The organism is Bartonella acomydis (assembly GCF_039543025.1).
Lineage (GTDB): Bacteria > Pseudomonadota > Alphaproteobacteria > Rhizobiales > Rhizobiaceae > Bartonella > Bartonella acomydis.
The window spans coordinates 1-13,807 of record NZ_BAABIY010000030.1 but is presented as its reverse complement, the minus strand read 5'-3'; the positions used below and the strand labels follow the sequence as shown (position 1 = coordinate 13,807).

The 13,807-nt window shown below is 33.3% G+C and carries 5 protein-coding genes and 1 pseudogene; all 6 read right to left on the bottom strand.

The genetic code is table 11. The features are described 5' to 3' along the window. Positions 1 to 609: a phage adaptor protein gene (locus ABD909_RS05140; protein WP_345096968.1), complete on the bottom strand. Its 609-nt coding sequence runs from the start codon at positions 607 to 609 to the stop codon at positions 1 to 3. 1,638 nt (positions 610 to 2,247) lie between these two features. Beyond that, the gene (locus ABD909_RS05135; RefSeq protein ID WP_345096893.1) at positions 2,248 to 3,024 is read right to left on the bottom strand and encodes a hypothetical protein; all 777 of its coding nucleotides are present in this window, start codon (positions 3,022 to 3,024) and stop codon (positions 2,248 to 2,250) included. Between the two features lie 94 nt (positions 3,025 to 3,118). After that, the gene (locus ABD909_RS05130) at positions 3,119 to 3,781 is read right to left on the bottom strand and encodes a hypothetical protein (RefSeq protein WP_345096892.1); all 663 of its coding nucleotides are present in this window, start codon (positions 3,779 to 3,781) and stop codon (positions 3,119 to 3,121) included. An 82-nt stretch (positions 3,782 to 3,863) separates the two neighbouring features. Further along, positions 3,864 to 5,024 (bottom strand): hypothetical protein, encoded by a 1,161-nt coding sequence (locus ABD909_RS05125; protein WP_345096891.1) that lies wholly within the window; start codon positions 5,022 to 5,024, stop codon positions 3,864 to 3,866. A 3,169-nt stretch (positions 5,025 to 8,193) separates the two neighbouring features. Continuing rightward, complete coding sequence (locus ABD909_RS05120; RefSeq protein WP_345096890.1) at positions 8,194 to 10,344, bottom strand: type ISP restriction/modification enzyme; 2,151 nt, start codon at positions 10,342 to 10,344, stop codon at positions 8,194 to 8,196. Positions 10,345 to 10,483: 139 nt separating this feature from the next. After that, positions 10,484 to 13,807 (bottom strand): annotated as a pseudogene (locus tag ABD909_RS05115) (type ISP restriction/modification enzyme); the annotation flags it as partial.

Sequence of the window (13,807 nt, the reverse complement as noted above, 5' to 3'; positions counted from 1 at the left end):
TTAGAAATCCGTTGGAATTATGCGGGTGACGTTATGGCGTTGAGAGGTCTCTGCACGCAATTCATGCAACTGCTCGTTAAAGTCATTGTAAGCTGCCGTTGCACAATCGGGCTCTTTTAAAATATTCTTGTAAAGTTCATATTTTGCACGCGCCTTAATCAGATCAAACGCATGCACAAACCATAGATGCTCTTCATCAACACTCTCTATCTCTGCTAAGCGCAAGGGAGAGAGAATGAGTTGAATCTCATAGGTTCTATCCGGTGTGGGATAAAGATGCAATTTCCTATCAAAATAACTGTAACAAACCGGCATTCCTTGCTGTTCTGATCGCAACAAAGGCTCTAAAGAAACATGGTCCTTCCATTCTAATGCAAACTTATGATGTTGATTAGAACTCAAATAAACGCTTTTGATTTTAGCAGCGGTTTCGATATGGTGGGTATCGGTTGCATCATAAGCCCCTTGCCCCGCTCTTGTTTGAAACACCACATCACGGCTTTCGTTAAAATAAAAACTTTCCCTCTCACAAAAACGAATAGCAGCAAATATACTTTCTTGTATTTGCGCTACATATTCATCCCCAATGTCATCAATCTCATCTTGAATGACAAATTATATCATAAAAAATACAATAAAGTCAATATGTTGAGTGCAATTATTTTATATGAATCCACTCAAGAATCCATCCTTTTATACGTGTTTAATTTGACCATTTTTTATATAGGATTGTCATGTATGAATAGAGCATAAAAAGCAAATCATGATGAAAATATTATTGCATGTGTGCATTCAAATGAAATGAAAAGCTGTTATCATTCATAACGGTTCATAAATTTTATGATACGTTTTTATCACTCAAAATCGCATTGTTTTAAAATTTAGTCATTTGAAATTATCGATAACATACGTTTAAAGAGCATAGCTTGTTTTAAAGATTGGATTGTTATCACATAAAAAGAACAAATTAACGCTCCCCAAAATTGGGAAGCAAAAATCTAAAGATGTTATAGCAACATTAGATTATCCTGTAAGAAGGTAATCGTTTGAAACTTTTATAAGCTTATAGGTTTTAATTCATTAAGGACGCATAAAAGGATTTAAAGACAAAATCGTTTTTAAAGCGCTTTCTAAAAATTTAGAAAATGATAGGCAGGCATTATACAGATCCATCATCACAACAGATATGAAATTCAAAACGTTATGTCTTATGATGTGAAAATCTTTTAATGAATATAGTGCATGCTTAAGTTTTGAAGAACGGAACTATATTCGCTTTCACAAAAAATGGAGGTGCATAATGCCATAGAAGTAGAATACTATATACCTTAGACATGGTATTAAAAAACGTTTTAAAAGTTATCGTTTAAAAATACGAAGCCAAATGAGATCTCCTCAAATTTGAGGGCACCTATTGAGACAAAGATAAGCAAGCAAAATTCAAAATCGTTGTAATCTCAAAACATGGGATTTTATTAAATTTTGGAGTCAAAAACGACATTGTTTTAAAAATGCTCTATTCTAAAAATAACGCCCTTAAAATTGGGGTGGTTAATATTGCCAACTCAAATTTGAGCCGGCTAATTTTTAAAGAAATTAGGTTTTAATGAAAAGTAAAAATACGCTTCTAAGAACCTCTTTAAGTGAATGTATAAACGTTTGAAACTGATGTTTTATAACAGTTATCATTTGCTTTTAAGAACGTTTCATTTACTAAAAACAAAGATCTAGATTTCACAGCAGAGCCAATCTTAAAAGCCTTATATTCTATAAAAGCGGCTGTTTATTTGTCTTATAAAAAGCTGCTTTTAAAAACCAATGCTTGTAAATGTAAAAAACGGATTTTGTTATAGACATTTCACTTAATACATATTTGCTTTTGATTGTCTTGATAAACCTACAAAGCATTTTGATAAATTTGATTTTAGACAATGCGTTATTTGAATTCACTCAATTCAATTTCGAAGTCAGTATTTTAAACATTTGAAAGAGGCATTTTGATAATGTGCTTCGTTTCAAATGAATCTCTTAAAAAAAAAGGGCATTATGATTGATACACTGATAGCAGAAAAAAGCGCTTATAGTTTCTCTCATTCAAATAAATGCTATCAAGATCATACCCATCATTTACGGTTCTTTTGATAAGTTTTCATAAAAACAATAGAATGCTTGCAATATAATACGTTTTAAACAATGTATCTTATAATGCGTTTATAACCATTAAAGGCGCCCCCCACGCGCCATTCTTTATTCTGTCTCATCAATCTTGACAAGGTTATCGCTTTCATAAACCTCATAATTTATAGGAATTTCCTTTACTTTGCTTTTCTTAGTTAATTTTGCATTGCCATAGGCACGCCCCCAGACCTTGGCACAATATGAGATCTTGGCATTGCCAAAAACAGAACCATAAATCTCAGAACACCCACCCACCAAAGCACCTCCATAGACCTTGCCATATATTTTTGCACGACCATTAATAACAGCATAATTATAAACATGGGCATAGCTATGAATACGTGCAGACCCAGCAACAATGGTACGACCATAGACCCTTGCATAATTAAAAACCGCAGCATCATAAGAAACATGGGCATGATCATAAACATGAGCATCAGCAAAAACGCGCGCCCCACCACTTACATGGGCATACCCATAAACATTGCCATAAACATGGGCATTGCCATAGACACAAGCATTGTCATAAATCATTGCATATTGAGAGATAAAAGCCTTACCATAAACCTCACAATTCCCATAAACTTGACCACAGACTTGAGAAAAATGGCGTATTTTTGCGTTTTCATAAACACGGGCATGACCATACACACAAGCCTCATCATACACCCAGCAATTACCATCATGTGATAGGTTGACTTCCTTTTCAATAAAGCCGCCTAAATCGCCAGCTTTGATATCATCAAAATCTTTTAAAGCCCGAATGCGATAAAGATTTATAATATTTCGAGTAAGAGCATGTTTGATTTTTTTGATTTCGCTGGTTAATTCATACTTTTTAGACATAAGGATACCCTCACAATTTAATGTGATAAACGTTTGCTAAAATTTGGAATGGAAAATTTGAAAGAGGGGCGCCCCCACAACGCCCGTGCTTTATTTAAGCAGCTTTGTTTTCACTAATCTTTACAACGTGATCGCTTTCATAAACCTCACAATTTATGGGAACCGAACATAAACCGCTATGTCTTTTTAACCTTGCATTGCCATAGACATTGCCTCTAATCACGATATGATCAGAGATTTTCGCATTGCCATAAACAGAACCATAAACATCAGCATTGCCCCCCACGCTAGCATTGTCATAAACCTTGCCATAAATTTTGCAAGCGCCACTCACAACAGCATGGTCATAAACTATCGCCTTGCTATGAATACGTGCACTTCCTGATAATTTTGCATTCCCATAAACCCTTGCATGTTGATAAACCCAAGCGTTATAAGAAAGATGCGCATTGTCATAAACATGAGCATTTGCATAAACGCGGGCGCGGTCACAAACATGTGCATTGCCATAAACAAAGCCCATGATAATAGCCTTATCAAAAACCTTTGCATTTTCATAAATATAGGCAGGATTTAAAACAAGAGCATTATCATATACCCAGCAATTGCCATCATGAGAGAGATTGCTTTCATTTTCGATAAAGCCCCCTAAATCCCCAGCTTTAACATCAGCAAAGTCTTTTAATGCTTTAATGCGATAAAGAGTTTGATTATTAAATACACGTGTCTCATTTGTGAGTGCAAACTTTTTTTGCATGGCACAATTCCTTTATAAGAAGATTCAATTTTTAAATGAAATGTTTTAAAGAGGGGGCGCCCCCGCACCGCCCGTGCTTTATTTAAGCTGCGTCATTTATGGTTTTGTTATTATTACCAATATTATCATAAATTTTTTGATTGCCATTAACGATAGCATTGTCAGAGATTTTTACTGAGTGACTAACATATACATTGTCAGAAACGACGGCATCATCGTAAACATGAGCAGCCCAATCAATATGAGCAGAGCCTAATATTTTTGCATTGCCATAAACAAAGCCCCTTACATAAGCATTATCAGCAATTTTCGCATTGTCATAGATTTTTGCATCAAAAATGATATTAGCTTTATTACAAACAAGGGCATTGCCATAAACTTGACCACGAATGATAGCATTGTCATTAATTTTTGCATTGCCATAAACATGAGCATTCGCACTGAAAACCCATGCATCATCATTAACAACGGCATTGCCATAAACCTTGGCATTTCTATTAACACGGGCATTATCATGTATTTTTGCATTCTCATAAACGATTGCATTCAAAAAAACCATGGCATTGTCATAAACCCAGCAATTGCCATCATGGGATAGGTTGCTTTCCTTTTCAATAAAACCACCTAAAGTACCTGCTTTGATATCATCAAAATCTCTAATGGCTTTAATACGGTGTAAAGTAACCCCTTCAATAATCTTAGTTTCATTCGTAAATTCATATTTTTTTGTTATAGGTAAAGAGATACAATCATCATCACAAATTTTAGATGAAAAATTAATCGTTTCATTATTCTCAACACGCGTATACCAATTAATAAAAGCATTCCCATAGACTTTTGCTTTGTCTCTTATAACAGCCTTATCACATACAACGGCGTTATTAAAAACATGAGCATGTTTGTAAACATAAGCATAGCCACAAATATGAGCATTTTCATAAATATGCGCATTGTCATAAACACTAGCAAAATCAAACACCTTTGCATTATCACAAACCGTTGCATTATCGAAAACACTAGCATAATTAAAAACAGTAGCATTATCAGAAATAAGAGCATTATTATAAACACAAGCTTCATTAGCTACCCAGCAATTACCATCATGTGATAAGTTACTTTCCTTTTCAATAAAGCCGCCGAGGTCCCCCGCCTTTATATCAGCAAAATCTCTAATGGCTTTAATGCGGTGTAAAGTGTGACCAGCTACGCAACGCGTTTCATTCGTAAATTCGTATTTTTTCATTGGAATATTTCCTAGTAGTTTAAAAAGTTTTGAAATTGACAGCCTATAAAGGCGCCGGGCGTTCAAAACACGGCTACTAGTCCGTTGTTACACTTTTCTCATAAAAGAGTATTGTATGATGTAACTACACCCGACAAAAATCTCTATATACTAATAAAAGCATAAAAGACAATCAGTATTTTAAAGACTTTGGAAAGGTTATTTCGTAACCTATTCGCTAGTAGTTTAGTGTTTTGATCACTCGATTATTTATATAACAAAATACGTATTTGTTGTCAAATAATTTATGCACTTTTTTGATATTTTTTATGATTTTTTTAAATGCATTGTGTGTATAGATTTATCACATGCTTATTAATTGCTTCTTTTGTATTATATGCTTTTAAAGCTATATTATGGGCTTTCTTAAACGATTGCGTTCTTTTTTGAATCTATACATTTATAATATTAAAAAACACTCTCATCATGCGTATTTTTATCTTTATAACCTATCATATTTTTTGCGAAATGGTTTTAAAGATTTCTGTTAATTTCTTTTATAACACATTTGCAACTTAACAGCCTTTATAGAGATTGTCTTTATAATCAATGTGTTTATTTGCATTGTGATTATGAAAATGCATTATGATTATAAAAGCCTGCTGTTTTCACACGTGCTTTATAGCTGTTATCTGCTTTATAACCACCGCATCATTTTTCATTTTCATAAGAGAAATGATAATTGTGATTTATAGTCTGTTATGAAAACATCTTAAAAGAAACTGATAATTATAGAGATGAGCGAAATCCCTTTTAATAGACTTTGTCAGTGCTGTCAGTCTTGTCAGTTCTTTTAGCCCCCCCCTTTATATATTTTTTTCAATCAAAAATAAAAGTTATTATATTTCAATAGATTAATTCCTTTAAAACACAACTCATATCAATAGTGCAATCTTTAAAGATAACCAATGATGTAAGTTGAATAAAACCTGTCAGTTATCTGTCAGTAAATTGAACTGACAAAATGATTATTTTACTTAGTGCTTTAAACACGTCTTAAAAAAAGCATATGCTCTTTTAAAACCTTTCAAAAGACAGTTTATAATCATAAGAAATGCTATTAAGATCATTATGATTATGAGTTTTGGAGGGGTTTTGAGTTTTGACGGTTGCTACTTTTAGATAAAAAAACAACAAAAAATAAAAACATTGTATTTCAATATGTTAGTATTTTACAGATGTTTAAAAAACAACCCCTATCAAACATATAACCTATTAATTCAATCAATGGTATATGTTTTGTAGGGGGNTACAAACCAATCATTAAAACAAGATGTGATCTTTAAACGTATGTTATCGATAATTCCAAACGACTAAATTTTAAAACAATGCGATTTGTGAATGATAAAAACATATCATAAAATTTATGAACTGTTATAAATGATAATTGCTTTTCATTTCATTTGAATGCACACATGCGTTATAATATTTACATCATGATTTGCTTTTTATGCTCTATTCATACGTGACAATCCTATATAAAAAATGGTCAAATGAATCATCCATAAAAGGATGGATTCTTAAGTGGATTCATATAAAATAATTTTACATAATATATTGATTTTTCTACATTTTTATATAACATGTGGCGCCGGGCGCTACACGGCATCAAGTCCGTTGTTACGCTTTTCCCATAGGGTATTTTATGGCGTAACTACACCCGACAAAACCATTATATGCTAATCATAACATAAAAGACAGTCAGTATTTTAAAAGATGGGAAAGATTGTTTCGTAATCTACCCGCTTGATGTTTAAGCGTTTCTATCACTTGATTATTTATATAACAAAATACGTATTTATTGTCAATTAATTTATGCACTTTTTTGATATTTTTTATGATTTTTTTAAATGCATTGTGTGTATATATTTATCACATGCTTATTAATTGCTTCTTTTATATTTATATGCGTTTAAAGCTATATTATGGGCTTTATGAAACGATTGCGTTCTTTTTTGAATCTATACATTTATAATATTTATAAACGCTCTCATCATGCGTATTTTTATCTTTATAACCTATCATGTTTTTTACGAAATGGTTTTTAAGATTTCTGTTAATTTTTTTTAATAACACATTTGCAACTTAACAGCTTTTTATAGGTACTGTCTTTATAGCCACCGCATCATTTTTCATTTTTATAAGAGAAATGATAAATAGGATAATTGTGATTTATAGTATGTTATAAAAACATCTTAAAAGAGAGTGATAACTATAGAGATTAGCAAAATCCCTTTTAATAGACTTTGTCAGTGCTGTCAGTTTAGTCAGTTCTTTTTAGACCCTATAGCATTTTTTTAAATGAGAGAAAATTAAAAACAATATATTTCAATATGTTAGCATTTTAATGACACAACTTATATCGATAATACAACCATAAATTCAATCTATAATATATATTTGTCAGTTATGTGTCAGTAAATTGAACTGACAAAAGTAATCATTTTAGTGAGTAATTAAAACGTGCTTTATGAAAAGCGTATGAAAGTGAAAACTGATTACGTTATCAAAATCCCTTTAATGAATTTTTATCAGTCTGCTTAAATAGATAAATTTATGATTTTAGTGAGTGGTTTAAACACGTCTTATGAAAACATGTGATCCTTTAAAGCCTTTCAAAAGACAGTTATAATTATAAGAAATGCTATCAAGATCATTATGGTTATGAGTTTTGAGTATTTTGAAGATTTTGAGGGTTCCTTTTACGCCTCCCTTATATATTTTTTTTCAATCAAAAATAAAAGTTATTATATTTCAATGTGTTATTATTTTAATAATACAACCTATATCGATAACACAACCTTAAATTCAACTAATGTTATATGTTTTGAAGGTATTTTGAGGGTTTGAGAAACCTTCAAAACTTATAAGCAAAATGAATATACAAAACTCTCTTTAAACAGAGCTTTTGAAAAGGATAAGGCTATCATTTGAGATTACGGTATAACCTCTTAAAGGCAATCAAAATTATAGTGTTTAAAAGTGCAAATCCCTTTTTAGAATAATGCATATAAACACTCCTTTTAAGATAATAGGTAATCAGCTTAATAAAAGAGGTATAAATCTATAGTTATAAGATCCTATACCCCTTATGATTAGCATACCCATTATGTGAGCATGCTTTATAAGCTTATTCAGTTTCTCTTATTTCTAATTTTGGTAGTTTTTTCACGATTTTCATTGTCTCTAAACTTACAGTAATAACTCTTTGAAACAATTCTAATGGATAAGCAGGATTACCCATTGTCTCAACAGCATAGCGATTAGCATCATTAACAATGCCACTCTTTTTATCAGTCTTAACACATTGACGCCCCATAATCCATTCAAGAGCGGGTCTACCGTTAACGATATAGTCATAAGCTTCAAGAGGGATATCTGTCATGATGATATTACTGTTGTAAATAACAGTGGATTTATCCTTTTCCTTACTATTTCCAAAGAATTTCATTTCTGTAACGTAGTAAAACTTTTCGGGATTAGAAATATCTGTCTGTTTTGGATTACCCTTTTTAAAGGTCACTTGATAAGGTTCCACATCTTCATAATTTACATGCAAATGACCGAGTTCACGCCCTGCTGTTACAAATTTCCAAAAATCATCAGCCGTTTTTACGCAAGGGATACGAGGCAATTCTTTAGAGAGGTTATCAGCATAACGAGCACGATAATCTTCCGAATGTAAAAGACCATAAACATAATAGAATAGATCATCTTTTGTTATATTCTCATTAGGATAAGCTGCTTTAAAATGGGTTAGTCCTTCATCCGTAATGGCATCACGCCTCTGTAAACCAGCATTTTTACTTTCTTCTGTAGAAATTAAAAATAAATGGGATTGTTTCTCACTTTTACTTTTTGAAACCATAGTGTCTTCGTAAATATAGCGTGGAAAGCATTGACTAGTATCTATTGTATGAGCATTAGGTATAGCCTTGGTCATCAAAACAGAAAAACCACTTCTTGCTCCTATGCCGGTAACTTGTATTACTCTATTTTCAACTGCTTTTCCCATAGGGAATATACATAGCATTTGATAAACGCCATCGTTTAGATCTCTATTATAATAAAGCCACTGTTGTGTAAAAGGACGATACAAGCTTTTTGTAAGGTAATCCTCTTTAAAATTGAAAGATTTTCCCTTTAGCAAGTCTCTTTTGGCATTATAACTCCAACTGATTTTTCTTTCATCTGAGTTTACGAAATTATCTACAACCTTTGTACGTGTCTTGTGGTCAGCATGTGAATAGGCATTATTAAAACGTTCAACCTCACTATTATAAAAGGTAATCATATTGCGCATATTTTTCGTCAAAGCTTTATGGCTTGCATTATATACCCAAGCGTCACGACAGGTTTTTACACCACAAGAATAAATCTCAAAAAGCTTTTTATCGTGACTTTTCTTATCACCTATAGTCTTATAACCCATGGCTAAAAATGCTTTGAAACTATTATCACGTTGTCCAAGCCAATCACCATGTTCATCTGGTGTAATCATTTGCCAAGCATTTTCACGTGTAATGCCTTCAATACTACCAAAGTACTCAAGAGCTGTAAGCTTTTCTTTTGTCGTGAGATTATTACCAATGTCATGATAGTAAATTTTACACTCTTCAGAAACATTGGGATTTTTGATAAATAGTGTTACGGCGATACCGGTCATACTTCCATTACCAAAAACATTTTCTCCTTCTTTGGCTTTCCCATTGCTTAACATATTTTTACGAATATCCCCCCGTAAATTAAGCACGTAAATACTCGTAAATTCTTTGGCTAAAGATTTTCGTAAGCTGTCCATTGTTGGCTTTTCTACGTAACCAGAACCAGAAACAAAACCGATTACCCCTGCATTATCAATACGATCACTAGCCCAGCGAATGGCACGGATATAACTGTCATAAAGCGCTCGTATATTAGTGACTTTCGATTGAGCGGCATAAGTCTCACGAATACGGTCATCTAATATCGGATAAGGACTATTCTTTGCATTATCGTTTTCGCTTTTTTGTCCTACGGAATAAGGGGGATTGCCAAAGATAACTTTGATATTCAGATTTTTTTGAAGTTCTAAATATTCGCTGTTTTCTTTGAGTATACCGTCTATCAAGTTTTTTTCTTTAAGCGTCTGAAACGTGTCAACCAAACCAATATGCTTAAAGGGAATATAATCGCCTTTTATAAGACTATGATAAGTCGATTCAATGTTAATGGCTGCTATGTAATAAGCCAGTAAAACAATTTCATTAGCATGAATATCATGACGGAATTTATATTCCATATCCTCTGGTTTTATGAGATTGGATTGTAACAACCGTGTGATAAAGGTACCAGTACCCGTAAAAGGGTCAAGAATAGAAACACCCCGTGATCCTAGANAAGACTCTATGCCCCTTATGAGGTTATTATGTCTTATAAGTCTATTCAGTTTCTTTAATGTCTAATTTTGGTAGGTTCTTAACAATTTTCATTGTCTCTAAACTTACAGTAATAACCCTTTGAAACAACTCCAATGGATAAGCAGGGTTTCCAACGGTTTCAACAGCATAGCGATTGGCATCATTTACAATACCACTTTTTTTATCAGTCTTAACACATTGACGACCCATAACCCATTCAAGAGCAGGCTTGCCATTGACGATATACTCATAAGCTTCAAGAGGGATATCTGTCATGATGATGTTGCTGTTATAAATAACCGTCGATTTATCCTTTTCCTTACTATTCTTAATTTTTGCGAATTTCATTTCAGTTACATAATAAAACTTTTCTGGATTAGGAATATCTGTCTGTTTCGGATTGCCTTTTTGAAAGGTCACTGGATAAAGTTCTACAGTTTCATAATTGACGTGCAAATGACCCAGTTTACGTCCTGCTGTAACAAATTTCCAAAAATCATTAGCTGTCTTTACACAAGGGATACGAGGCAATTCTTTGCATAAATTATGAGCATAACGAGTACGATAATCTTCTGAATGCAAAATTCCGTAAACGTAATAGAATAAATCATCTTTAGTGATTTTTTCATTAGGATAAGCAGACTGAAACTTCTGTAATCCCGCATCTGTAATGCCATCACGAACTTTCTTTTTTGCTTCTGTAGAAAATAAACTATGCTCATGATGTTTTTCTTCTTCACAATAGAGCATAAGTGGATAGCATCTTGATTTTTCTAATGTGTCAAAACTAATAGGCTTATTTGTCATGAGACAAGAAAAAGCTTTTTGACTTCCTTCTCCCGAAATGCAAATTCCAAGGTTATAAGGGATATCCCGATTAAAAAATTGATGAGTTTGCCCTAGCGCTTCATTTAGTAATGGTGATGCATAATGCCATGTTATCATAAACGGGCGATAAAGAACTGGAACCTTTAAATGAACATCAAAAGTTGCGTTGATTCCTTGCTTTAATTTAGAGATAAGAGCATTTGCCCAACTAATTTTGGTAGCATCATAATCAATAATCTTCTTTATAGGTACAGATGGATTCTCAGCAATAAGACGTTTTTGTATATTAAAAAATTCAATTGTTTTTTGAATAGATAAATTTAATGCATTACTTGAAAAGTTGTAAACCCAAGCATCTCGAGCAGAATTCACACCACGTGATGCCTTCCTAAATAGCGCAGCATCTATTGAGTTATTTTTAATCCCCATGGGTATAAACTGATTAAAATCTGCTTCTCTTTGTTTTATCCAATCCCCATGCTTATCCGGTTCGATTATTTGCCATCCTTGTTTGTGTGTAATACCATCAATGCTACCAAATTCCTTAATTGTCTTAAGCTTTTCTTTTCTCGTAAGGTAATCTCCAATATGACGAAAATATATCTTACCATGCTGCTGTGCATTTGGATTTTTTACGAGAATAGAGATGGCTATAGGAGCTCGAGAGCCAGAACCAAAAATTTTGCCACCTTCTTTACGAGAAAGTTCTCCAGAGGTTCGTTGATTACCACGTAAATGGAAAATATAAAGGCTCGAAAATTTCTTAACAAGGCATTTGCGTAACCCGTCCATAGAACTTCCATCAATGAAGCCCGCGTTTGTGACAAAACCAATAATGCCACGCTCTTTTATACGGTCACTCGCCCAGCGGATAGCACGGATATAACTGTCATAAAGTGCTTGTAATAAACTTGTTGTTGAATGAGCGGCGTAAGTTTCAGCAATACGTTTATCTAATACGTGATAAGATGTATTTGGATTATTATCATTAGCGCTTTTTTGTCCTACCGAATAAGGAGGATTTCCAAAAATAACTTTGATATTCAGTTTCTTTTGAAGTTCTAAATATTCGCTGTTTTCTTTGAGTATACCGTCTATCAAGTTTTTTTCTTTAAGCGTCTGAAACGTATCAACCAAACCAATATGCTTAAATGGAATATAATCTCCCTTCATAAGACTATGATAGGTTGATTCAATGTTAATCGCTGCTATGTAATAAGCCAGTAAAACAATCTCATTGGCATGAATATCATAACGGTATTTATATTCCATATCTTCTGGTTTGATGAGATTTGATTGTAAAAGCCGTGTGATAAAGGTACCTGTACCTGTGAAAGGATCAAGAATAGAAACACCACGTGACCCCAAGCTTTTTCCAAATTCATTGCGTAAGACATCATCAACAGAGTGAATGATAAAATCAACAACCTCAACGGGGGTATAAACAATCCCAAGTCTATCGGTGGTTTTCTTAAATGCCTTGGCAAAAAAACTTTCATAAAGCTTGATAATAAGTTTCTGTTTTGCTTGAGGTTCGGTAATCCCTGCTGTACAGAACGTGATACTTTTATAAAATTTTTCTAGATCTTGTGCTTCTTTCNCGTAAAACATCATCAACAGAGTGAATGATAAAATCAACAACCTCAACGGGGGTATAAACAATCCCAAGCCTATCCGTGGTTTTCTTAAAAGCTTTGGCAAAAAAACTTTCATAAAGCTTGATAATAAGGTTCTGCTTTGCTTGGGGTTCAGTAATCCCTGCTGTACAGAACGTGATACTTTTGTAGAATTTATCAAGATCTTTTGCTTCTTCCTCAATATTCGTTTTATCCAGTTTTGCTAAAATCTTTTCCATCGCTTGAGAAATGGCATTGTTTTGTACAAATTTATTGCCATCAAACAAAGCTTCAAATACGGGACGCGTTACAAGATGTTGGGCTAACATCTCAACGGCTTCCTCTTGTTTGATTTCACTGTTTACGTTGTTTTTTAGTTCCTTATGAAAGATATCAAAAGCGTGAAAAGTTTCACTCTTTTCATCCACAAGCATATCTTTAAGACGGGTAATATGGTTTTGTGCAATCTCAGCAACATTGCCAGCCCAATCTTCCCAATAATCCGTGATTTTAAAACTATCCAAAAAAATTGTCTTGATAAAATCAACAAATTCAGAAGGGAGGGGTAATTCTCCTTGCTCTGTAGTCGATTGAGATTTGCTTGCTGCTGTTCCAATAACATGTCCAGAACTTTCTGCTTTTGATTGTATCGATACCTCATCAACCGTTGTGGTGAGTTCTTTTAATTCATCGGCACGCTTAACCTCTATAATCTCAATCGTATGACTGCTATCTTGTCCTAAAGACATTTGATTAATCGTCCGAGCCAGCCTCTCATCATGGGAATGTAAAGCATGCAAAACTTGCCAAACAACATGGTACTTCTTATTATTCCGTAAAGCTTTTTTGGCTTCTAGGTGTGAAGGAATGATAACCGGTAAAATGATATAACCTGTCTTTT

Coding starts and splice junctions, on each gene's coding strand:
- ABD909_RS05135 (WP_345096893.1), bottom strand. CDS start 3,024: ATGTCTAAAAAGTATGAATTAACCAGCGAAATCAAAAAAATCAAACAT.
- ABD909_RS05125 (WP_345096891.1), bottom strand. CDS start 5,024: ATGAAAAAATACGAATTTACGAATGAAACGCGTTGCGTAGCTGGTCAC.
- ABD909_RS05130 (WP_345096892.1), bottom strand. CDS start 3,781: ATGCAAAAAAAGTTTGCACTCACAAATGAGACACGTGTATTTAATAAT.
- ABD909_RS05120 (WP_345096890.1), bottom strand. CDS start 10,344: ATGGAATATAAATTCCGTCATGATATTCATGCTAATGAAATTGTTTTA.